At 71.2% G+C, this 21,137-nt stretch carries 22 protein-coding genes; 18 read left to right on the top strand and 4 right to left on the bottom strand.

Annotated features, from left to right (window positions below; genetic code table 11):
- Nucleotides 1–120: 120 nt before the first annotated feature.
- Nucleotides 121–1,284 carry a monooxygenase gene (locus tag Ate02nite_RS01025; RefSeq protein ID WP_239147034.1) on the top strand — a complete coding sequence of 388 codons (1,164 nt, stop codon included), beginning with the start codon at nt 121–123 and terminating at the stop codon, nt 1,282–1,284.
- Here the strand turns inward: Ate02nite_RS01025 and Ate02nite_RS01020 are convergent.
- The gene (locus tag Ate02nite_RS01020; protein WP_203797522.1) at nt 1,256–1,954 is read right to left on the bottom strand and encodes a response regulator; all 699 of its coding nucleotides are present in this window, start codon (nt 1,952–1,954) and stop codon (nt 1,256–1,258) included. The two genes, Ate02nite_RS01025 and Ate02nite_RS01020, sit on opposite strands and share 29 nt — an antisense overlap.
- Nucleotides 1,955–2,037: 83 nt before the next feature.
- Entirely contained in the window at nt 2,038–2,634 is a 597-nt protein-coding gene (locus tag Ate02nite_RS01015) for a TetR/AcrR family transcriptional regulator C-terminal domain-containing protein (RefSeq protein ID WP_203797520.1), read from the bottom strand.
- 62 nt (nt 2,635–2,696) lie between these two features.
- On the opposite strand from Ate02nite_RS01015, the gene Ate02nite_RS01010 reads away from it, so the two are divergent.
- The 7 genes from Ate02nite_RS01010 (at nt 2,697) to Ate02nite_RS00980 (ending at nt 8,893) form a co-directional block, all read left to right on the top strand.
- Nucleotides 2,697–3,068: an MDR/zinc-dependent alcohol dehydrogenase-like family protein gene (locus Ate02nite_RS01010; RefSeq protein WP_203797518.1), complete on the top strand. Its 372-nt coding sequence runs from the start codon at nt 2,697–2,699 to the stop codon at nt 3,066–3,068.
- Nucleotides 3,059–3,646, top strand: coding sequence for a zinc-binding dehydrogenase (locus tag Ate02nite_RS01005; protein WP_203797516.1), 588 nt, complete (start codon nt 3,059–3,061; stop codon nt 3,644–3,646). The genes Ate02nite_RS01010 and Ate02nite_RS01005 overlap by 10 nt, the downstream gene beginning before the upstream one ends.
- On the top strand, nt 3,643–4,029 hold the full coding sequence (locus Ate02nite_RS01000) for a hemerythrin domain-containing protein (protein ID WP_203797515.1): 387 nt from the start codon (nt 3,643–3,645) through the stop codon (nt 4,027–4,029). The genes Ate02nite_RS01005 and Ate02nite_RS01000 overlap by 4 nt, the downstream gene beginning before the upstream one ends.
- 4 nt (nt 4,030–4,033) lie before the next feature.
- Entirely contained in the window at nt 4,034–5,218 is a 1,185-nt protein-coding gene (locus tag Ate02nite_RS00995) for an alanine racemase (RefSeq protein ID WP_203797513.1), read from the top strand.
- A 45-nt stretch (nt 5,219–5,263) separates the two neighbouring features.
- Nucleotides 5,264–6,022: a 2-phosphosulfolactate phosphatase gene (locus Ate02nite_RS00990; protein WP_203797511.1), complete on the top strand. Its 759-nt coding sequence runs from the start codon at nt 5,264–5,266 to the stop codon at nt 6,020–6,022.
- Nucleotides 6,023–6,162: 140 nt separating this feature from the next.
- Nucleotides 6,163–7,632: an MFS transporter gene (locus Ate02nite_RS00985; RefSeq protein ID WP_203797509.1), complete on the top strand. Its 1,470-nt coding sequence runs from the start codon at nt 6,163–6,165 to the stop codon at nt 7,630–7,632.
- Nucleotides 7,633–7,708: 76 nt separating this feature from the next.
- Complete coding sequence (locus Ate02nite_RS00980; RefSeq protein ID WP_203797507.1) at nt 7,709–8,893, top strand: esterase-like activity of phytase family protein; 1,185 nt, start codon at nt 7,709–7,711, stop codon at nt 8,891–8,893.
- On the opposite strand, the gene Ate02nite_RS00975 is transcribed toward Ate02nite_RS00980, so the two are convergent.
- The gene (locus Ate02nite_RS00975; protein WP_275422744.1) at nt 8,869–10,167 is read right to left on the bottom strand and encodes a diguanylate cyclase domain-containing protein; all 1,299 of its coding nucleotides are present in this window, start codon (nt 10,165–10,167) and stop codon (nt 8,869–8,871) included. The two genes, Ate02nite_RS00980 and Ate02nite_RS00975, sit on opposite strands and share 25 nt — an antisense overlap.
- A gap of 275 nt (nt 10,168–10,442) precedes the next feature.
- Here Ate02nite_RS00975 and Ate02nite_RS00970 point away from each other — a divergent pair, with 275 nt between their 5' ends.
- From Ate02nite_RS00970 to Ate02nite_RS00955, 4 genes are read left to right on the top strand one after another with little or no spacing between them, the layout of a single operon-like run.
- Nucleotides 10,443–10,616: a hypothetical protein gene (locus Ate02nite_RS00970; protein ID WP_203797497.1), complete on the top strand. Its 174-nt coding sequence runs from the start codon at nt 10,443–10,445 to the stop codon at nt 10,614–10,616.
- On the top strand, nt 10,613–11,746 hold the full coding sequence (locus tag Ate02nite_RS00965) for a glycosyltransferase (RefSeq protein ID WP_203797496.1): 1,134 nt from the start codon (nt 10,613–10,615) through the stop codon (nt 11,744–11,746). Before Ate02nite_RS00970 ends, Ate02nite_RS00965 begins: the two co-directional genes overlap by 4 nt.
- Nucleotides 11,743–12,768: a glycosyltransferase gene (locus tag Ate02nite_RS00960; protein ID WP_203797494.1), complete on the top strand. Its 1,026-nt coding sequence runs from the start codon at nt 11,743–11,745 to the stop codon at nt 12,766–12,768. Before Ate02nite_RS00965 ends, Ate02nite_RS00960 begins: the two co-directional genes overlap by 4 nt.
- A gap of 9 nt (nt 12,769–12,777) precedes the next feature.
- Nucleotides 12,778–13,167, top strand: a complete 390-nt coding sequence (locus tag Ate02nite_RS00955) for a RidA family protein (protein WP_203797492.1) — start codon at nt 12,778–12,780, stop codon at nt 13,165–13,167.
- Here Ate02nite_RS00955 and Ate02nite_RS00950 read toward each other — a convergent pair.
- Nucleotides 13,164–14,177, bottom strand: a complete 1,014-nt coding sequence (locus tag Ate02nite_RS00950) for an Lrp/AsnC family transcriptional regulator (RefSeq protein WP_203797490.1) — start codon at nt 14,175–14,177, stop codon at nt 13,164–13,166. The two genes, Ate02nite_RS00955 and Ate02nite_RS00950, sit on opposite strands and share 4 nt — an antisense overlap.
- A gap of 122 nt (nt 14,178–14,299) precedes the next feature.
- Between Ate02nite_RS00950 and Ate02nite_RS00945 the strand changes: the two genes are divergently transcribed.
- From Ate02nite_RS00945 to Ate02nite_RS00920, 6 genes are all read left to right on the top strand, one after another.
- Nucleotides 14,300–15,010, top strand: a complete 711-nt coding sequence (locus tag Ate02nite_RS00945) for a hypothetical protein (protein WP_203797489.1) — start codon at nt 14,300–14,302, stop codon at nt 15,008–15,010.
- An 86-nt stretch (nt 15,011–15,096) separates the two neighbouring features.
- On the top strand, nt 15,097–16,899 hold the full coding sequence (gene aspS, locus Ate02nite_RS00940; RefSeq protein WP_203797487.1) for an aspartate--tRNA ligase: 1,803 nt from the start codon (nt 15,097–15,099) through the stop codon (nt 16,897–16,899).
- On the top strand, nt 16,896–17,735 hold the full coding sequence (locus Ate02nite_RS00935; protein WP_203797665.1) for an SDR family oxidoreductase: 840 nt from the start codon (nt 16,896–16,898) through the stop codon (nt 17,733–17,735). Before aspS ends, Ate02nite_RS00935 begins: the two co-directional genes overlap by 4 nt.
- Complete coding sequence (locus Ate02nite_RS00930; protein WP_203797478.1) at nt 17,722–18,396, top strand: hypothetical protein; 675 nt, start codon at nt 17,722–17,724, stop codon at nt 18,394–18,396. The genes Ate02nite_RS00935 and Ate02nite_RS00930 overlap by 14 nt, the downstream gene beginning before the upstream one ends.
- Before the next feature lie 79 nt (nt 18,397–18,475).
- Nucleotides 18,476–18,694: a hypothetical protein gene (locus tag Ate02nite_RS00925; protein ID WP_203797476.1), complete on the top strand. Its 219-nt coding sequence runs from the start codon at nt 18,476–18,478 to the stop codon at nt 18,692–18,694.
- A 76-nt stretch (nt 18,695–18,770) separates the two neighbouring features.
- Nucleotides 18,771–20,654 carry a replication-associated recombination protein A gene (locus Ate02nite_RS00920; protein ID WP_203797474.1) on the top strand — a complete coding sequence of 628 codons (1,884 nt, stop codon included), beginning with the start codon at nt 18,771–18,773 and terminating at the stop codon, nt 20,652–20,654.
- Nucleotides 20,655–21,137 lie beyond the last annotated feature (483 nt).

The following is a 21,137-nucleotide window of genomic DNA, read 5'->3' as shown; positions in this document are numbered from 1 at the left end:
CGGTACCACCTCCGTCCCGGCAATGACGACCGCGGTACGACGAAACCGGACGGAATCGGTCCTAGCGTTCGGGCCATGAGGAAACCTGACAGTCCATGGTGGATGTTTGCAGCGGGCGCCATGACGCTGGTGACAGCGGTCGCCGCTTGCGGGTCGGACGCCGGCAACAGTGCGGCGCCCCCAACTGCCGGCCCGCACGGCATGCACGCGGGCGCGTCGTCGGCTCCACCGCAGCCGCTGCGCGCCGGCGAGCGGTTCCTGGACCTGAGGATGGCCGAGGCCTACACGCCTACGGCGCCCGAGGGCGGCGGCACGGACGAGTACCGGTGCCAGCTGATCGATCCGGGCCTGACCAGGGCGGCGTTCCTGACCGGTACCCAATTCACACCGGAGAACGTCGCCATCGCGCACCACGCCATCGTGTACGCGGTGCCGCCGGACCGCGCTGCCCTGGTGCGTGAGCAGGATGCGAAGACGCCCGGCCTCGGCTGGCAGTGTTTCGGCGGGACCGGCGTGCCCGGCGCCGACGTGGAGGGCGACGACCAGGGCGCGACGTGGGTGGACACCTGGGCGCCGGGCGCCACGGAGACGCTGTTCACCCAGGACATCGGCTTCAAGGTGGGGCCGGGCAGCCTGATCATCCTCCAGATCCACTACAACCTGCTCGCGACCGACGGCAAACCGGCCGGGTCGGACCGCTCGGCGGTGCGGCTGCGGCTGACCGACGGCACGCCGCAGACCCGGGAACTCGGCACGTTGCCGCTCGACGCACCGACCGACCTGCCCTGCGCCGCCGACGAGTCGGGTCCGCTCTGTGACCGGGCGGCCTCGATCGCGGACGTGACGAAGCGGTTCGGACCGGATGTCGGCGAGTCGGCGGACCGTCAGGTGGAGGAATGCAATCCGGGCGGCGTACCGAAGCCCGGTAACACCCAGACCTGCGACCAGAAGGTGCCGGCGCCGATGACGCTGTTCGCCGGTTTCGGCCACATGCACCTGCTCGGGCGGGCCATCAAGGTCGAACTCAACCCGGGCACGCCGAACGCCAAGGTCGTACTCGACGTGCCGCAGTTCAACTTCGACAACCAGCGGCTGATGAAGCTGCCGTCGCCGGTGGAGATCGGTCCGGGGGACACGCTGCGGGTGACGTGTACGCACGACGCGAAGCTGCGCCGACTGCTGCCGCAGCTGAAGAAGCTGCCGCCCCGCTACGTGGTGTGGGGCGACGGCACCAGCGACGAGATGTGCACGGGCATCATGACGGTCTCCCCCCGCGCGAGATGAAGTGCTGGACCGGGCGGGTGAGTCTCAGGTTGTAGGCGAGGATGACCGCCTGGATCCGGTCCCGTGCGCCGATCTTGGCGAGGACCCGCCCGACGTGGGTCTTCACCGTCGACTCCGACAGCGTGAACCGTTGCGCGATCTCGCCGTTGGTGAGGCCCTCGCCGATGGCGACGAGGACCTCGTGCTCGCGGTGGGTCAGGAAGCTCAGCCGGGGATCCTTCCGCACGGGTCCGCAGAGGTCATCGTCGAGCCGGTCGGCGAACGCGTCGAGCAGCCGCCGAGTCAACGCCGGCGCGATCACCGCGTCGCCGGCGGCGACGGCCCGGATGCCGGCGAGCAACTCCTCCGGGCCGATGTCCTTGAGCAGGAAACCACTCGCTCCGGCCCGCAGCGCGGCGAACGCGTACCGTTCCACGGCGAACGTCGTCAGCACCAGGATCCGCGAACGCCCACCGGCCGCGACGATGCGCCGGGTTGCCTCGATCCCGTCGACGCCCGGCATCCGGATGTCCATCAGCACCACGTCGGGGCGCAGCTGGGTGATCTGCCGAACGGCCTCGGCGCCGTTGCCGGCCTCGCCGACGATCTCGGTGTCGGGGGTGCACTCCAGCAGCACCCGAAACCCGAGGCGCTGCAGCGGCTGGGCGTCCACCACGAGCACAGAAATCACGAATGGCCGCCCTTCAGGGTCGAGACCCGCGTCGCCCCGTTCATACCGAGCGAACCTGAAACGACCGTTAGAAACAGCGCGGGCTAACCGGGGCCTTCGACCACCAGGGTTACGCACTCGTGGAACAGGTCGGCGGCGGTTCGGCCGGGGGTGAAGTACTCGGTGATGCCGGCTATCACCGTGGGGTAGGCCTCGGTGAAGGCGGCCAGGTCGAAGTCCTTCGGGTCGGGCCGGGGGGCCTGTTCCTCCAGGGCGTAACCGATCGTGAAGCGTTCCACCGTCAGCACCGTCACCCGGGCTCGGTGCAGCGACAAGCCCTGCTCGACCAGGGTCTTCATGGCCAGTTCGGACACGGCGGCCATGTTCTGCGACAGCTGGGCTATCGACACCACGCGGGCGCCGTCGGGGTGGGCCAATAACGCTGTGCGTAAGCGCTCGGCCAGCGTGATCAGCCAGTCCTGCCAGCGTTCCCCGGGAACCAGGGGCACCGCGGGGGACGGCGTCAGCACCTCCTCGGCGATCGCCGTGATCAGGGCCGCCTTGTTCGGCAGATGCCAGTACAGCGTCGGGGCCTGCACGCCCAAGCGGGCGGCGAGTTTGCGCAGCGTGACGTTCTCCAGGCCCTCGGCGTCCAGCAGGGCCATCGCCTCGTCGACGATCTGCTTCCGGTCCAGGGGCATGACCAGGGACTCTATCAGTGTTAGAGTCCCCTAACACTGTTAGAGAAACGGGAGCGGCTCAGATGAAAGCAGCAGTCCTGCACGAGCGCGGCGGAGTTCCTCGTTACCAAGACTTTCCCGATCCGGTGGCCGGCGACGGCGAGGTGATCATCGAGGTGCTGGCGACCGCGGTGGAGAACGTCGACAAGGCGGTCAGCGCCGGCACCCACTACGCGAGCCGGGCGATGATGCCGGCGCTGCCGGCCATCCCCTGCTTCGACGGCATCGGGCGGCTGCCGGACGGCCGGGTGGTCGGCTTCGGCAACCCGCGTCCGCCCTACGGAGCGCTCGCCGAGCGCACGGTCGTGACCGAGGGTCACTACGGCCCGATCCCGGACGGCATCGACCCGGCGATCGCGACCGTGCTGCCGACCGCGATACCGGCATGGCGATGAAGACCGCGGCCGGTCTGCAGCCGGGCGAGACGGTCCTGGTGCAGGGGGCCACCGGCGTCGCCGGCCGGCTGGCGGTCAAGATCGCCCGGCTGCTGGGCGCCGGCCGGGTCGTCGCGACCGGCCGCGACGACGCGCGACTGGCCGAGGTCGGTGCCGACGCGGTCATCAACACCGCGGTCAACGACGAAGACCTTTCCAAGGCCTACCAACAGGAGGCGTACGACGTGGTGGTCGACTTCCTCTGGGGGCGTCCCACCGAGGTGCTGCTGCGGTCCCTGGTCCCGGCCGGGTTCTCGTTCGCCGAACCGACCCGGCTCGTGCAGATCGGCGAGTCGGCCGGCGCCGAGCTGACCGTGCCCGCCGCCGCGCTGCGCACCTCCGGCGTCGAGATCTACGGCGCCGCGCGCGGCCTCGACGGTGGCGGCATGGCCGAGTCGTACGCGCAGGTGGTGAGCTGGACGCAGAGCGGCGAGCTGACCTTCGACATCGAGGAGGCGAGGCTCAGCGACATCGAAACGGCCTGGACGCGGACGGACCTGCACGGCCGCCGCCTCGTCGTTACGATGCGAGGACAGTGACTGACGAATACGAACGCCTGACCGCCTACGGCACCCAGCTGATCCTCACCCACGCCCGTCTGCGCGACATGCTCGAAGACCTCCGCGACGGCATCTACCCCGGCGCCGAGCTCGCCACCCACTGCCTGGCCTTCTGCGACGCCCTCACCGAGCACCACACCGACGAGGACGCCAACGTTTTCCCGCTGCTCGCCGCCCGGCATCCGGAGCTTCGTGGCTTCCTCGCCCAGTTGCGCCAGGACCACGCGATCATCTCCGGACTTGTCAGGGGTGTGCGGCAGGATGATCCCGAGGCGTTGAGCGCCCTCGCCGCGGTGATGGAAACCCACTTCCGCGGCGAGGAGAAACGCCTGGTAGAGGTGTTGAACGAGGTCGGGAGGTAAGGGCGTGGACGTTCCGGAGCCGCGGGTCGACTGGCGCAGCAAGGGTTTCTTCCTGCCGGACGGGGAACGGTCGGCGAGCGATTACGCCCGCGACAAACCGAGCCTGTTCGGCGGCGGTTTCACCTGGCCGGTGCTGACCCTGCGCCAGGCGGCCGCCGAGGCCAACATCGCCATCATGGCCGCCTACTGCGCCCGCCACGATCTCGACTTCGCCCCGCACGCCAAGACGACGATGGCCCCGGGCCTGCTCGCCGCCCAGTTCGCGGCGGGCGCCTGGGGCATGACGGTGGCCACCCCCAGCCAAGCGCTGGTGCTGCGGCGCCTCGGCGTCGACCGGATCCAGATCGCCAACGAGGTTCTCGACCCGACCGCGCTGTCCTGGCTGGCCACTCAGGACGACATCTGGTTCCAGGCCGACTCGGCGGCGGGAGTCGGCGCGGCGGCCGCGGCGGGTGGCCGGCTGCGGGTGTTCGCCGAGCTGGGGCACGCGGGCGGCCGCACCGGGGTCCGCAACCTCGAGGAGCTCGAAACGGTGGCACGGGCGATCAGCGACGCCGGCAACCTGGAGTTCGCGGGCGTCACGGCGTACGAGGGTCAGTTGAAGACCGAGCAGGAGGTCGACGACTTCCTCGATCTGCTGGTGGCCGGGGTCGGGCGGCTGACGGCGGCCGGCCTCTGGCCGGCCGGTGCGCGGGTGTCGGCCGGCGGGAGCGCCTGGTTCGACCGGGTGGTGGCCCGGCTCGCCGCGCTGCCGCGCGACGTCCGCCTGATCCTGCGCTCGGGCGCGTCGGTCACGCATGACGACGGTTTCTATTCCGAACGTACGCCGTTCCGGCGCGTCCCCGAGGAAGGGCCGCTGACCGCCGCGCTGGAGATCTGGGCGCAGGTGCTGTCCGTCCCGGAGAAGGGGCTGGCGATCGCCGGCATGGGCAAGCGGGACGCCCCGTTCGACGAGGGCCTGCCGGTGCCGCTGGAAATCCGCCGGGACGGCACCACCCACCCGGCCGAGGGCCTGTCGGTGGCCAAGCTGAACGACCACCACACCTATGTGGAGGGCGAGGGCCTGCGGCCGGGCGACCTGATCCGGTTCGGCATCTCGCACCCGTGCACGGCGTTCGACAAGTGGCGCTACATCCCGGTCGTCGACGATGACCATCGGGTGGTGGACGTACTCCAGACGTACCTCTGACTGGCACACTGCATTGGTGATGGTCAATAAGGTGGGCTGGGTCCGATGACTCTGGCGGACGGTCAGGGTGGTTATCGCGTCCGTTTCGACTGGGGGCCGGTCGGGGCCGATGTGGTGGCGTCCGGGGCCGCGTTCGTCGCGGTGGTCGACGTGCTGTCGTTCACCACGACCCTGACCGTCGCGGTCGAGCAGGGCCTGAGCGTGCTGCCCTACCGCTGGCGCGACGACTCGGCCGTTGACGTGGCCCGCCGGCACGGCGCGATGCTGGCGGTGCTGCGCAACCAGACCGGCCCCGGCCAGATCACCCTGTCGCCGGAGAGCATCCTGCACGCCGACCTGCGGGCCGAGGGCATCGACCGGCTGGTGCTGCCGTCGCCGAACGGCTCGGCCATCTCGGTCCGGCTCGCTGACGCCGGGGTGACCGTGATCGGGGTGTCGCTGCGCAACGCGGCCGCCGCGGCGGCGTGGGTGCGGGAGCGGGCCGGGGACCGTCCGATCGGGGTGGTGGCGTCCGGCGAGCGCTGGCCGGACGGCTCGTTGCGACCGGCGGTGGAGGATCTGTGGGGGGCCGGGGCGTTCATCGACGGGCTGACGGGCGACGGTTTCTCCCCGGAGGCGGAGGCGGCGCTATGGGCGTACCGCGGCATCTCAGCCGGCCTCAGCGACGCCCTGCGCGAGTCGGTCAGCGGCCGTGAGCTGCGGGCTTTTGGGTTTTCCGGCGATGTCGCGGTGGCCGCGGCGGTCGGCGCGAGCCAGGTCGTGCCGGTGTTGACCGACGGCTGGTTCGTCGATGGCGGTTCTTGAGTTCTTCTACGCGTGCAGCGACGGATCTTGTCCGACCAGCAGAAACGGTGGCGGAAAGCGGCAAATATAAGAGCTCGGCTGGGTGATAGGACAAGCAACGGCCGATCGTAGGGGGCGAAACCAAGAGAGGAAGAACCCCCATGCGTAAATGGTGGCCGCTGGTGACCGTCTGTCTCGGCACCTTCATGCTGCTCATCGACGTGACCATCGTGAACGTGGCGCTGCCCCCGATGGCCAACGACCTGAGCACGTCGTTCAGCTCCCTGCAGTGGGTGGTCGACGGCTACGCCCTGTCCCTCGGGGTGCTGCTGCTCGGCGCCGGCGCGCTCAGCGACATGTACGGGCATCGCCGCTTCTACATCGGCGGCCTGATCCTGTTCGCGGTGGCGTCGCTGGCCTGCGGCCTGGCCGCCGACCCGGCCCTGCTGGTGACCGCCCGGGTGATCCAGGGCGCCGGTGCCGCGGCCATGTTCACCACCACGTTCGCCCTGCTCAACAGCTCCTACGAGGGCCGCGATCGGGGTGTCGCGTACGGCGTGTGGGGTGGCGTCTCGGGTGCCGCGACCGCGATCGGCCCGATCCTCGGCGGCCTGCTCACCGAGGCGTTCAGCTGGCGCTGGATCTTCCTGGTGAACCTGCCGATCTGCGTCGCCGCGGTGATCATGTGTGTCACCACGCTGCGTGCCGACGGCGCCCGCCGCCCGGGCAGCTTCGACCTGTGGGGCACGGTCTCGTTCACCGTGGCGGCCGGCACTCTCACCTACGCCGTGATCCGCGCCAACGACGAGGGTTGGGCGTCGCCGAAGACCTGGGGTCTGCTGATCGTCAGCGGGGTGGCGCTGGCCGCGTTCGCGCTCATCGAGCGGTTCGGCCAGAACCCGATGTTCGACCTGGCCCTGCTGCGCAACCGCTCGTTCAGCGGCATCCTCACGGCCGGTCTGCTGGTCAACTTCGCCGCGTTCGCCGCGTTCACGTACACCTCGATCTGGCTTCAATCGGTGATCGGCCTGTCGCCGTTGCAGGCCGGTCTCACCGGCCTGCCGGTCTCGATCTGTTCGGTCCTGGCGTCCGGCTTCGCCGGCGCCCGCCTGCACGGGCAGTCCCCGCGCCTGGTGGTCGGCGGCGGCATGCTCCTGATCGGCCTGGGCAGCCTGCTCAGCGGCTTCCTGATCACCGCCGACTCGAGCTGGCCGGCCCTGATCGCCGGGTACGCGATCGTTGGCCTCGGCGTGGGCCTGGTGATGCCTGCCCTGGCGTCGTCGGCGATGGGCGCGGTCCCGCATCACCGCGGCGGCATGGCGGCGGGTTCGCTGACCACCGCGCGGCAGCTCGGTTACGCGATCGGCATCGCCATCCTGGGCACGGTCTTCGCCTCCCGGGCGGCCGCTCACCTGGGCGGCAGCACGGAGGCGGCGCACGCGGTGGCCGGCGGCCAGGCCGGTCGGCTGGCCGGCGCGTTCCCGGAGCACGTCATCCGGGCGGCCGCGGCGGCCGGGCTGGACGCCGGCTTCTACATCGGGGGAGCGGTCGGCCTGCTCGGCGCGCTCGCGGTCTTCCTGCTGGTGCGCCCGGCCCCGGTGGTCATCAAGGAACCGGTTCTGGCTTCCTGACCGGACACGGCCCGGGTCCACTGCGGACCCGGGCTGTTTCCGCTGTGGTCACCCAAGATCCCTAGCCTCGGCGCACATGATGAAGCTTCCCGCCGTCGCGGGCGTCCTTACCCTCTCCCTCGCCCTGGGCGGCACCGGCGCGGTGGCCGGCGGCCACGACCGGGTCACCACCCCCACCCTGACCGGCTGGGCGTCGCTTCCGGCCGGCACCTTCGTGCCGGGCAGCGAGCCCTCGGGCGCCAAGATCACCGGCAACACCAACGGGTACGCCGTTCCGTTCGCCGACCAGCCGATCCAGGGCTTCTCCGGGATCGTCAAGAACCGGGACGGCTCGTTCGACGTCCTGTCCGACAACGGGTACGGCAACCAGGCCAACTCGGGCGACTTCCTGCTCCGCATCCAGCGCCTGACCCCGGCCTTCGCCACCAACACGGTCGACGTGGTCGGCGGCATCAACCTGACCGACCCGTCCGGGAAGGTGCCGTGGGCACTGACCCGCCCCGACCGGGTGCTGACCGGCGCCGACTTCGACGTCGAGTCGATCGTCCGGGCCGCCGACGGCACGTACTGGATCGGCGACGAGTTCGGCCCGTACCTGCTGAACTTCGACCGGGCCGGCCGGCTGCTGGCCGCGCCGATCGCGCTGGATGGCGTGATCGCGCCGGAGACGGCGGCCCGCACCGGCGTCCCGGCCACCACCAACAGCAGCAAGGGCTTCGAGGGCCTGGCCGCCTCCCCGGACGGCCGTTACCTCTATGGCCTGCTCGAGGGCACGGTCAACGGTGACGTCGCGGGCCGGCTGCGGCTGAACGAGTTCGACCTGCGCACCCAGAAGTACACCGGCAAGCGCTTCATCTACCAGCTGGAGAGCCCGGCCAACGCGATCGGCGACGCCATCGCGATCGACGACAACCGCTTCCTGGTCATCGAGCGGGACGGCGGCCAGGGCGCCACCGCCGTGGTCAAGCGCATCTACCTGGCCGACAAGCGCGACCGCAACCACGACGGCGTGCTGGACAAGACCCTGGTCGTCGACCTGATGAACATCGCCAACCCGCGCCACCTGGGTGGTTTCGGCGACCAGTTCACCTTCCCGTTCCAGACCATCGAGGACGTGGTCGTCCTGGACGACAACAAGATCGCCGTCCTCAACGACAACAACTTCCCGTTCTCCACCGGCCGCTCGGCCACCGCCGCCGACAACAACGAGTGGATCACCATCGAGCTGCCCAAGTCCTACCGGGTACTCGCGAGCAGGTAGCGGTTCTTGCCGGCCGCCTTCGCCGCGTACATCGCGGCGTCGGCGGCCCGGATCAGGTCGTCGACCGACATGCCCGGCTGGTGCACGGCCACGCCGACGCTGGCCGACACCCGGGCCGGGACGCCGGTGATGTCGATCGGCTGCTGGATGTCGGCCACCACCCGTTCGGCGGCGGCGCGGGCGTCGGCGATGCCGGTCAGCGACTCCAGGACGGCGGCGAACTCGTCGCCGCCGAAGCGGGCCACCGTGTCGCCGGCCCGCAGGCCGGCCCGCAGCCGCTCGGCCACCGTCATCAGGACGATGTCGCCGGCGTGGTGGCCGCGGGCGTCGTTTATCTCTTTGAAGCCGTCCAGGTCGATGAAGAGCACGGCGACCGTGCCGCGGTCGACGGCCTGGGTGAGCCGGTCGTAGAACAGCTGCCGGTTGGCCAGCCCGGTCAGCTGGTCGTGGAAGGCGAGATGGTGCAGCTGGGCCTCGACCGCCTCGCGGCGCTCGATGTCCTGGCGCAGCGCGGCGGTGGCCTGCTCGACCTGGTGAAAGGCGCGGTTCCGGCTGCCGACCAGCACCCCGGTAACGACCGCGAGCATCGCCGTGAGCGCGATCCCGGCGATGCCGCTGAGCTCGCTCATCCCGCGGTCGGTGGTGTTCAACAGTTCGGTGGTCGGCCACACGGTGACCTGCCAGCGGCGCTGGCCGATCACGATGCCGCGCTTCCGGGTCAGGGCGCCGTCGGCGGCGCGGTGACCGGGCCGGGCGGTGGCGATCACCTTGCCGGCCCCGGCCGGGTCGACCAGATCGACCTGCACGGCACCCTGACCCCGGTCGAGCAGCGTCTGGGAGAGGAAATCCTGCCCGCGTACGCCCATCACCACCCAGCCCGCGAACGCGTCCGGTTCGTCGGTGCCGAGCCCGGCCCGGACCGGCACGGCGATCGCGACCGAGTTCTGCCGCAGTTCCGGTGCCATGTTGCGGTCGCGCAGCAGTTGATAGGTCGGACTGATGGCCATCTGATCGCTCTGCCGGGCGGTGTGCATCGCCTGCAGCACCGGCGGACTCTGCGCCAGGTCGACCCCGAGCACGGTGCCGCCGCCGTCGAAGACCCGGTCGAGGACGACGTAGTAGTGCTCGTCGTACCCGGCCAGCGGGGTCAGCGTCAGCGCCGAGACGCCCTGGCCGCGCCAGAATCGCTGAATCGAGGCGGTCTGGGCGGTGCTGGACGGTACACCAGCGACCCGGTGAGTATCACCCCGATCACCAGGGCAATTCCGCTCCAGCGCCGGGCCTGTTGCCGTGGCCTGGCGCCCGCCCCCATACCTGCCCGATCGGCAGCGGATCTCGATCGTTTAGCGCCGTGCCGGGGCGTTCGTGAACATTCACGTTCGCGGCCATCGTTCCCGGCAGGCGTAGGATGACGACTGGTTGCCCCAGACCTTGGTGGCCATACCGCCGCCGGCGGGTGCGCCTCATCTTCGAGGGAGCGCGCGAACCTCCCGCCCTCGACATGGCCGTGCCGATCTGGCCGCCTGTCGGTAAGCATTGAGAGCAAACCATGATCATCGCTAAAGATGCCGTCCTTGCCGTTCTCCGCGAGCGCGGCCAGCAGGCCCGGGCTGATTTCGTCGACCGTGAACTGCCCGACCTCATCGACTCCGACAAGCATGGTGGGCTGCTCGCCACCCTCAACCTCGACCTGGCCAAGCTGGCCGCCGCGTCGAATCAGTGACCATCCGATACGGATTCCTGAGCACTCATCCGCCCACCCGCTGTGGGCTCGCGACCTTCAACTCCGCCCTCGCCGCCCAACTCGACCGCACCGGTGCGCCCGGCATCGTGCGAGTCGTGGCGAGCGGTGACGACCCGGCGCCGGTGCCCGGTGTGGTGCACACCTGGGCGGGCGGGGTGGCCGGCGGCTGGCGAGAGACCGCCGAGGTACTGAACACCTACGACGTGGCCGTCGTCCAGCACGAGTACGGCATTTATCCCGGCCGGGACGGCGGCGAGGTCCTGTCCGTGCTGCGCCGGCTCACGGTGCCGAGCATCGTCGTTCTGCACACCGTGCTGAGCCGCCCGACCCCGAGCCAGAAATCGCTGCTCGAGGAGGTCGTGGCCGCCGCCGGTGCGGTCGTCACCATCACCGCCACCGCGCACGACCGGCTGCTCCTCGGGTACGCCGTGGACGCCGCGAAGGTGTCGGTCATCCCGCACGGCGTCCCCGACTTCGGCGTCGCGGCGACCCGGAAGGGCACCCGGCCGCACCTGCTGACCTGGGGTCTGCTCGGGCCCGGCAAGGGCATCGAGTGGGCCCTGCAGGGCCTGGCCCGGCTGCAGAAGCTCAAGCCGGCCCCGGTCTACACGGTGGCCGGCCGCACCCACCCCAAGGTCGTCGAGATGCACGGCGAGGCCTATCGGGCGAGCCTGCACCGGCTCGGCGCGACCCTCGGCATCGCGCACTCGGTCACCTACGAATCGGCATACCTCGACGACGCCGCGCTCGGGGCCCTCGTCCGCTCGGCCGACGTCGTGGTGCTGCCGTACGACTCGACCGAACAGGTCAGCTCGGGCGTGCTGGTCGAGGCCGTGGCCGCCCGGATCCCGGTTGTCGCCACCGCATTCCCGCACGCGGTGGAGTTGCTGACCGACGGGCCCGGCCTGGTCGTACCGCACCGGAACCCGGCGGCCCTGGCGGCCGCCATCCGCAAGATCCTCACCAAGCCCGGCCTGGCCACCGCCATGCGGGAACACTCCGGTGGCATCGAGGCCACCCGCTGGCCGGCCGTCGCCGAGCGCTACCACGGGCTCGCCGAGACGCTGGTCGCCGCGGATGCCCGCCCGGTCGCCGGGGTCCGGGCATGACCGCCGCCGCCGTCGCGGCGACGCCCCCGCACATCGTTCCGGCGCCCAGCTTCGCGCACCTCGCCCGGCTGACCGACGACACCGGACTGTTCGAGCACGCCCGGCACGCCATTCCGCGCCGTGAGCACGGCTACTGCACCGACGACGTCGCCCGCGGCCTCGTCGTCACCAGCCGCGAGGCGGACCCGTCGCGCCAGGTCCTGCGGCTCGCCGAGCGGTACCTCGCGTTCCTGACCCACGCGCAGGACGCCCAGGGCGCCTTCCACAATCGGCTCGGATTCAACCGCAGCTGGGCCGACCAGCCCAGCCTCGGCGACTGGTGGGGGCGAGCCCTGTGGGGCCTGGGGACGGCCGCGGCCCGCAGCCCGGCCGCGTGGATCCGCGAGGAGGCGCTGCTGGCCTTTACCCGCGGTGCCACCTGCCGGTCCGCTGCCCCGCGGGCGATGGCCTTCGCCGCGCTCGGCGCCGCCGAGATGCTGCGGGCCGACCCGGACAACGAGCCGGCCGCCGACCTGCTGACCGACGCCGCCGCCGCGATCGGACGGCCCGGTCTCGACCCGCGCTGGCCGTGGCCGGACGACCGGCTCACCTACGCCAACGCCGCCCTCGCCGAGGCGCTGATCGCGGCTGGTGACCTGCTCGCCGACCCGGCCGCCCTGGCGGCCGGCCTGCGCATGCTGACCTGGTTGCTGGAGATCCAGACCAGCGGCGACCACCTGTCGGTGCTCCCGTCGGCGGGCTGGCAGCGGGGCGGCCCCCGGCTGCGGCACGACCAGCAGCCGATCGAGGTGGCCGCGCTGGCCGACGCCTGCGCCACCGCCGCCGTCGTCACCGGCGACCGCGACTGGCGGCACGGGGTGGGCCGGTGCATCGCCTGGTTCCTCGGCGAGAACGACGCCGACCACGCCATGTGGGACCAGGGCACCGGCGGTGGCTACGACGGGCTGACGCTGCAGGGCGTCAACCTGAACCAGGGCGCCGAATCCACCCTCGCCCTGATCGCGACGCTTCAACACCGATAGCGTCGGGGCATGGCGGAACGGCGGGTGATCCTCAGCGGTTCGACGTTCGAGGAGCAGATCGGCTATGCCCGGGCGGTGGTCGACGGCGACGACGTGCACGTGTCCGGCACAACCGGTTTCGATTACCGGACGATGACCATCGCGGACGACGTCGTCGAGCAGGTCGAGCAGTGCCTGCGCAACATCGAGGCGGCCCTGGTGGAGGCCGGCTGCACGTTCGCCGACGTCCTCCGGGTCCGCTACCTGCTGCCCGACCGCGACGACTTCGAGCCCTGCTGGCCGGCCCTGCGCCGCGCCTTCGGCGAGGCCCGCCCGGCCGCCACCATGATGGTGTGCGGCCTGGCCGACCCCAAAATGAAGATCGAGATCGAGGTGTACGCCCGCCGGCCTCGTTCTTAAGTCGGTGGCTCGCGGATCAGGCCGCTCTCGACCAGTGAGTGGGAATGCTTGAGCCGGACCATCTGCGGGACGATCTCGACCCGCTGGATGCTGTCGATCTCGGCCACCTTGGTGGTGAGGTACAGGTAGAGCGCCTCGGCGTCGGTGGCCAGCGCCGACGCCATCAGGTTGGCGCTGCCGGTGACGGCGCCGACGAAGGCCAGCTCCGGGTGATCGGCGAGGCGGTCGCCGGTCGACGCCAGATGCGCCGGCGCCACCGTGAACCACAGGTTGGCCACCGCGTGCATGCCCACGGCGGTGGTGGCGACGTCCACGTGGAAGTAGATCGCACCGGCGGCGGCCAGCTCGCTCACCCGGTGCGCGGCCTGCCGCTGGCTGATCCCGGTCACCGTTGCCACCGTCGCCCAGCTCGCCCGGCCGTCCCGGCTCAGCGCGTCGAGCAGGGGCCGGTCGGCGGCCTCCAGCCGGGCCCCGCCGGTCGGGTTCGGGGACTGCCGGGGTGGTGCGCCGTCGGCGAGGAACTCGCGCGACTCCACGGACAGGTCATGATCGGGAGCCACCCAGTCGATCTCGCCGCGCCCGGCGAAGCGGTGCAGCATCTGATGCGCGCTGAAGGCCAGCACACTGCTGGCCCGGGGCAGGTGGTGCAGCAGGCCGGACTGCGGGTCGTCCACCTCGGCCTGGCAGGTGACCTCGGCGCCACCGGCGCCGATGCTGACCCAGGAGGTGTCGCCGCGCTGGGCGAGCGCCTTCGCCAGCACGGCGGCGGTGCCGGGGCGGCAGCCGATGCGCAGGGTCCAGTAGGTGGCGCCGGCCCGGTGGGTGGCCTCCGGCCGGGCGACGATCCGGACGATTCCACCGGTGCGCATCCGCTGGAATCGGCGGGCGACCGTCTGCTCGGACACCTCCAGCACGGTGGCGATGCGCGCGAACGGCGCACGCGGGGCGACCTGCAGGGTGTGGAGGATCCGTCGATCAAGAGTGTCGAGCGTGCGGGATTCGGTCGACATCAGCCCACTCTACGGCGGCATCCCCCGGGGCGGTGGGTCACCAGGGCGGGGGATGGGATCGAATGATCGACACCTATAGCGTCAGGAACCCGGACCAAAAGCCCCAAAACCGGAGCCGCCCCATGTCCGTGTTCCGTGCCGCGAACAACATCAACCGGCCCCCCGGCCCCAATGCGGGACCCCGCGACCCGTACCCGATCAACCGGCAGCGCGAGGAGGAGGAGGTGCCGGACGGCCCGACCGTACGCATCGACGACCGGCCGTCCCGGTTCCGCGACCGGATCGCCTGGCTCGGCATGCTGATCGCGGTGTTCGCGCTGATCACCTCGTCGATCGCGGCCCTCTCCGCCTGGCAGGCGATGAAGGTGGCCCGGATGGTCGCCGTCGCGCGGGCGCCGGTCAGCCACGCCGAACAGGAGAGCCGGACCACCGGCTTCGCGGTCAGCTACGCCCAGGAGCCGCTGCGGGTGCAGGTCGGCTGCGCCGCCGTGCTGTTCGTCGACCTGGACGAACCGCGGGCCAACGCCGACGAGAAGGTGAGCGACCTGCGGTACGACAGCCGTTGCGGCACCGACGTGCCGCGCCTGACGCTCGGGCCGGGCGCCGTCGCCGGTGCTCAGGTGAAGGATCTCGACCTGGACGCGGCCGGCTGCGCGCGGGCCATCCGGAACAGCCCGATCGGGCCGGGCGGGAGCGTCGAGGTGCGCAAGGGCGCCGTGCTGTGCGTGCTGACCGCCGCCCAGCCGGCCGCGATGACCCTGCTGGAGGTGACCGAGGTCGGCCGGACCGGCACCGCCGGCCTGCGGGCCACCTCCTGGAAAGTCGCGGGCTGACGGCGGTCGAGCGGGGCGCTCCTGACAGAATGTCGGGAGCGCTCTGCGCAGTTTTTGGAAAAGCATCGGTGAGGAGACGAGTACCCGTGATCCGTACCCATAACGCCGGCAGCCTCCGTGCCGGCGACGCCGGCACGACGGTAACGCTCGCCGGGTGGGTGGCCCGCCGGCGTGACCACGGCGGGGTCATCTTCGTCGACCTCCGCGACGCTTCCGGTGTCGTGCAGGTGGTCTTCCGCGAGGAGGACGCGCACGCGCTCCGCAATGAGTACTGCGTGAAGGTCGTCGGCGAGGTCAACGCCCGCCCGGCCGGCAACGAGAACCCCGACCTGGCCACCGGGGCCGTCGAGGTGGTCGTGTCCGAGCTGACCGTGCTCTCCGAGGCGGCCCCGCTGCCGCTGCCGGTCGACGACACCGTCACCGCGTCCGACGACCTGCGGCTCAAATACCGCTACCTCGACCTGCGCCGCTCCGGTCCGGCCGCCGCCCTGCGCCTGCGCAGCCGGGCCAACCAGATCGCCCGCGAGGTGCTGCACGCTCGCGACTTCAACGAGATCGAGACCCCGACGCTGACCCGGTCGACCCCGGAGGGCGCCCGCGACTTCCTGGTCCCGGTGCGCCTGCAGCCCGGCACCTGGTACGCATTGCCCCAGTCCCCGCAGCTGTTCAAGCAGCTGCTGATGGTGGCCGGCCTGGAGCGGTATTACCAGATCGCCCGCTGCTACCGGGACGAGGACTTCCGGGCCGACCGGCAGCCCGAGTTCACCCAGCTCGACATCGAGATGTCGTTCGTGACCCAGGACGACATCATCGAGCTCGGCGAGGAGATCGTCAGCAAGCTCTGGCGTGAGCTGGCCGATTACCAGGTGCAGTTGCCGATCCCGCGGATCACCTGGACCGACGCGATGAACCGCTACGGCTCCGACAAGCCCGACCTGCGCTACGGCGTCGAGCTGGTCGAGCTCACCTCCTATCTGCAGGGCACCGAGTTCCGGGTGTTCGCCGGTGCCATCGCGGCCGGCGGCTACGTCGGCGCCGTGGTGATGCCCGGCGGCGCGTCGCAGACCCGCAAGGAGCTGGACGGCTGGCAGGACTGGGCCAAGGCCCGGGGTGCGCGCGGTCTGGCCTACGTGGTGCTGGACGCCGAGACCGGCGAGGCTCGCGGCCCGGTCGCCAAGAACCTGTCGGCCGAGCACCTGAACGGCCTGGCCGACACGGTCGGCGCCAAGCCCGGCGACGCGATCTTCTTCGCCGCCGCCAACGAGCGCCGCGAGGCGCAGGAGCTGCTCGGCGCGGCCCGCATCGAGATCGCCAGGCGCTCGAAGCTGATCGACGAGTCGGCCTGGGCGTTCTGCTGGGTCGTCGACGCGCCGATGTTCGAGAAGACGGACGAGGGCGGCTGGACCGCGGTCCACCACCCCTTCACCTCGCCGAACGACGAGTGGCTCGACCGCTTCGAGGAGGCGCCCGACCAGGCCCTCGCCTACGCGTACGACATCGTGGTGAACGGCAACGAGATCGGCGGCGGCAGCGTCCGTATCCACCGGGCCGACGTGCAGAGCCGGGTCTTCGACCTGCTCGGCATCACCCCGGAGGAAGCGCAGGACAAGTTCGGCTTCCTGCTCGAGGCGTTCAAGTACGGCCCGCCGCCGCACGCCGGCATCGCCCTGGGCTGGGACCGCACCTGCATGCTGCTGTCCGGCAACGAGTCGATCCGCGAGGTCATCGCGTTCCCGAAGACCCGGGGCGGCTACGACCCGCTGACCACCGCGCCGACCCCGATCACCGCGCAGCAGCGGCTCGAGGCCGGCATCGACGCCAAGCCGAAGCCGGCCGCCGGAGCTGCCGGCACCGGTGGGCAGGCGGCCCCGGTGGAGCACTCGAACTGAGAATTCTCGTCGTCGGCGCCGGCGGCTACCTGGGACAACGGGTGGTCCGCCGGGCCGCGGCGTGCGGGCACGAGGTGGTCGGCACGGCCACCACGGCGGTCTCCGGCCACCGCGTCCTCGACGTCCGGTCGCGCGAGGCGGTGCTTGCGCTGCTTTCCGAGGTACGGGCGGAAGCAGTCCTGAATCTGGCGTCGCGGATGGACGACTGGGTGGTGACCGCGGACGGTGCCGCCCATGTCGCCGTCGGGGCGCGCGGATCCCGGCTCGTACACGTCTCCTCCGATGTCGTGCACGGCGGCCGTTCCCGCCCGTACACCGACATTGATCCGCCGGACCCGAAGGGTCGTTATGGGTCGGCGAAGGCGGCGGCGGAGACCGCCGTCGCGGCGGTCGATCCGGGCGCCGCGATCGTCCGCACCTCGCTGATCATCGGCAGCGACGACAGTCAGCACCTTCGTCTCGTCCGGGACCTGATCGCCGGGCGGCGGGCGGGGTTTCTGTTCGAGGACGAGATCCGCTGCCCGGTGCACGTCGACGACCTGGCCGCGGCGCTTGTCGAGCTGGCCGAGGGCGACTATGCCGGGGTGCTCAACGTGGCCGGGCCGGAGGCGATCTCCCGAGCCGACCTCGGCCGGCTGGTGGCCCGGCAGGACGGCGTCGACCCGGCGAGCGTGCCGACCGGGCTCACCGCCGACGCCAACCTGGGGCCCCGGGCGTCCGACGTGAAACTCGACAGCTCCCGGGCGTACGGCATGTTGGCCGTGCGGTTCCGGTCGGCTTCGGAGGCCGTACGCGCCGGGGGTCTTGGTTTCGGGGGTTTTCGTGCCGGGGGTTGAGGAGAAGCCGGCCTGGCGCCGGCGCACCGAGGGTGAGCGTCGCTGGCCCGCCGGGATCGCCTGGGCCGTGCTGATCACCCTGCAGTGGCTGTTGCCGGACCGGCTGTCTCTCGGGCCGGGCTGGCTGCTGCCGGTGATCGAGATCGGGATCGCGGTGGTGCTGGTCGCCGCGAACCCGGTGCGGATGAAGCGCGGCACCGCCCAGCTGCGGCTGCTCTCGCTCGGCCTGATCAGTGTGGCCAGCCTGGCGACCGCCTGGTCGGTGGCGATGCTGATCCGGGACATCGTCACCGGGCACGACGTCGGTTCGGCCGGCCAATTGCTCGCCACCGGTGGCGCGATCTATCTGATGAACGTGGTCGGCTTCGCGGTCTGGTTCTGGGAGCTGGACCGCGGCGGCCCGGTGGCCCGGTCGCTGGGCACCGACCCCTACCCGGACTTCCTGTTCCCGCCGATGACCTCGCCGGACCTGGCGCACAAGGACTGGGAACCGGAGTTCCTGGACTACCTGTACCTGTCGTTCACCAACGCGACCGCGTTCAGCCCCACCGACACCCTGCCGATGACACGCGGGGCCAAGGCCGGAATGGCGCTCGAATCGGCGATTGCGCTGGTCACGGCCGCTCTGGTGGTCGCCAAGGCGGTAAACGCGATCGGGTAGATCCACGGTGGAGTTTGCGGATCGACAGCACCGGGGTATTGGCCGTGCAGATGGCTCTCACCCCCCGGAGGAATAGACAATGCTTGCTATCGCCGCCGCGATCGTTTTCGGTTTCTACCTGCTGCTCGACCTCTTCGACACCAACCTCGGTGCCCCCGACCTGTTCAACTTCCCGACCATGGCGTCGCTCGGCCTCCTGCTCCTCGCGCTGTACCTGGCCGGCGTCGGCAGCGGCCCGCGTACCGGCAACAGCGGCAGCGGCCGTCGCTTCTACGGCCGTCGTCCGGGCCGGGGCTGATCTCCAGTCGCGCAGGCCGGCCCGCTCGCACGGTGCATTTCGGGCATCGAGCGGCGGGCCGGTACTGTCGGTCCCGATGGAAATGGACGGGCTCTTCTCGCTGGGCCAGCCGAGTGGCGTTCTAGCCGCGCCGGCTTCGTCGGCTGCTTTTACTCCAGCCGCGGACGACTCACCGCTTCCCGTGCGGATGCGCCCGGCGAACATCGACGAGCTGGTCGGTCAGGAACACCTGCTCGCCCCGGGTAGCCCGTTGCGGCAGTTGGTGACCGGGATCACCCCGATGTCGGTGATTCTGTGGGGCCCGCCCGGCACCGGCAAGACCACCATCGCCCACCTCGTCGCCGGCGCCAGCGAGCGCAAGTTCGTGGCGCTCTCCGCGCTGACCGCCGGGGTGAAAGATGTCCGCGCGGTGATCGACACGGCCCGCCGCGAGCGCCGTTCCGGTGGCCCGCCGACCGTCCTGTTCATCGACGAGGTGCACCGCTTCTCCAAGACCCAGCAGGATTCCCTGCTCGCCGCCGTCGAGGACCGCACGGTCCTGCTGCTGGCCGCCACCACGGAGAATCCGTATTTCTCCGTTATTTCACCTTTGCTGTCGCGGTGCGTGCTTCTCACGCTTAAGGCGCTCGGCGAGGACGAGGTCCGGGCGCTGCTGCGCCGCGCGGTGGTGGATCCGCGAGGGCTGGGCGGAAAGGTCACGCTTTCCTTAGAAGCCGAGGACCATTTCGTACGGCTGGCCGCCGGCGACGTCCGCAAGGCGTTGACCGCTCTGGAAGCCGCCGCCGGTTCCGCCGAGGCGCAGGGTGTCGCCGAGATCGACCTGGCCACCGCCGAGAAAGCGGTCGACGTCGCCGCCGTCCGCTACGACCGGGACGGCGACGCGCACTACGACGTGACCAGCGCGTTCATCAAGAGCATGCGGGGCAGCGACCCCGACGCGGCGCTGCACTGGCTGGCCCGCATGCTGGTGGCCGGCGAGGACCCGCGCTTCATCGCCCGCCGCATCGTGATCTTCGCAAGCGAGGACGTCGGCATGGCCGACCCGCAGGCCCTGCTGGTGGCCACCGCGGCGGCCCAGGCCGTGCAGCTCATCGGCCTGCCCGAGTGCCAGCTCAACCTCGCTCAGGCAGTCGTGCACATGGCCACCGCCCCCAAATCCAACACCGTCACCACCGCCATCGGCACCGCGATGGCCGACGTGCGAGCCGGCCGCGGCGGCGCCGTTCCGGCTCATCTGCGCGACGCCCACTATCCGGGCGCACGTGGCCTAGGTCACGGTCGCGGTTATAAATACCCGCACGACGACCCGCGCGGCGTGGTCACACAGCAGTACATTCCCGACGATCTTCTCGGCTCCGATTACTACCGCCCGACTGATCACGGTGCCGAACGCGCAGTAAGCGAGCGTGTTCCACGGTTACGCCGGATCGTCCGCGGTCTTGCCGCCCCGCCGCGCGCCCAGCCGGCCGCGGACGCTTCGGCACCCACACCCGACCGCGCGGCGGGTGGTGCTCCGGCCGCTGATGCGTCACGCTCTTCGGCGAACAGTGAGCAGCCGGCTTCGCCACCGGCCGCAAACGGTTCGCCGGTGGCGCCGCTACCGGCGGTAAGCAATGCGCCGTCGGCTTCGCTACCGACAGTGAGCAGCTCCCCGCCGGCTCCGCTGCCAGCGGTTCGTGGTTCCTCGTCGGCTTCGCTGCCGGCGGTGAGCGATTCGCAGTCGGCTTCGCTGTCGGCGGTGAGTGGTTCGCCGCAGGTTTCGGTGTCGGCGGTGAGTGGTTCGCCGCAGGTTTCGGTGTCGGCGGTGAGTGGTTCGCCGCAGGCTTCGCTGTCGGCGGTGAGTGGTTCGCAGTCGGATTCGCTGCCGGCGGCGAGTAGTGGACCGTCGGCATCGTCGCCGGCGGTGGACGGGGCAGAGGCAGTCGACAGCGGCGAAGCCGCCGGAGAGGAACAGCCGTGAATTCGCGCGGTGCCGATCGGCCCGACGACGAGGCCGACCTGCGCAACGGAACCGGCGCCCGCAAGGGGCGTGGCCGGTTCGGTCGAGGCCGCCCGGAGCCGACGGAGCCCGAGGCGATCCCGCAGGAGGAAACCGGCTGGCTCGACGACCTGCGCTCCGCCAAGGAGGACCGCAGCGCGATCGGCCCCGGCACGCTCGCCGGCGAGACCCGTCCCAGCAAGTCCGGCCGGGTGGCTCCCGGCCCCGATGACACCCCCGACGAGGGCGACCTGCCCTTCGGCGGCGAGGCCCCCGGCTGGCAGTCCGCCAGCGGCGCGCACCCCGCCACCCGGCCCCCCGGCAGTGTGTCCGGCGCCCCCGCTCCGGCTCCCGGCCGACCGGGTCCTGGTGCCGCTCCAGGCCGCGAAGCCCCCGGCCAGCCCGGCGGTCTTTCCGGCCGGGTAGCGCCTGGCGGCCCGCCTCCCGGTCTCGCACCGGGCCAGC

Origin of the sequence: Paractinoplanes tereljensis (assembly GCF_016862435.1) — a bacterium.
Lineage (GTDB): Bacteria > Actinomycetota > Actinomycetes > Mycobacteriales > Micromonosporaceae > Actinoplanes > Actinoplanes tereljensis.
Note: the sequence above shows the minus strand (reverse complement) of the source record. Positions and strands in the feature narration are given on the sequence as shown.

Coding starts and splice junctions, on each gene's coding strand:
- Ate02nite_RS01025 (WP_239147034.1), top strand. CDS start 121: ATGACGCTGGTGACAGCGGTCGCCGCTTGCGGGTCGGACGCCGGCAAC.
- Ate02nite_RS01015 (WP_203797520.1), bottom strand. CDS start 2,634: ATGCCCCTGGACCGGAAGCAGATCGTCGACGAGGCGATGGCCCTGCTG.
- Ate02nite_RS01010 (WP_203797518.1), top strand. CDS start 2,697: ATGAAAGCAGCAGTCCTGCACGAGCGCGGCGGAGTTCCTCGTTACCAA.
- Ate02nite_RS01005 (WP_203797516.1), top strand. CDS start 3,059: ATGGCGATGAAGACCGCGGCCGGTCTGCAGCCGGGCGAGACGGTCCTG.
- Ate02nite_RS00990 (WP_203797511.1), top strand. CDS start 5,264: ATGACTCTGGCGGACGGTCAGGGTGGTTATCGCGTCCGTTTCGACTGG.
- Ate02nite_RS00985 (WP_203797509.1), top strand. CDS start 6,163: ATGCGTAAATGGTGGCCGCTGGTGACCGTCTGTCTCGGCACCTTCATG.
- Ate02nite_RS00980 (WP_203797507.1), top strand. CDS start 7,709: ATGATGAAGCTTCCCGCCGTCGCGGGCGTCCTTACCCTCTCCCTCGCC.
- Ate02nite_RS00970 (WP_203797497.1), top strand. CDS start 10,443: ATGATCATCGCTAAAGATGCCGTCCTTGCCGTTCTCCGCGAGCGCGGC.
- Ate02nite_RS00960 (WP_203797494.1), top strand. CDS start 11,743: ATGACCGCCGCCGCCGTCGCGGCGACGCCCCCGCACATCGTTCCGGCG.
- Ate02nite_RS00955 (WP_203797492.1), top strand. CDS start 12,778: ATGGCGGAACGGCGGGTGATCCTCAGCGGTTCGACGTTCGAGGAGCAG.
- Ate02nite_RS00950 (WP_203797490.1), bottom strand. CDS start 14,177: ATGTCGACCGAATCCCGCACGCTCGACACTCTTGATCGACGGATCCTC.
- Ate02nite_RS00945 (WP_203797489.1), top strand. CDS start 14,300: ATGTCCGTGTTCCGTGCCGCGAACAACATCAACCGGCCCCCCGGCCCC.
- Ate02nite_RS00925 (WP_203797476.1), top strand. CDS start 18,476: ATGCTTGCTATCGCCGCCGCGATCGTTTTCGGTTTCTACCTGCTGCTC.
- Ate02nite_RS00920 (WP_203797474.1), top strand. CDS start 18,771: ATGGAAATGGACGGGCTCTTCTCGCTGGGCCAGCCGAGTGGCGTTCTA.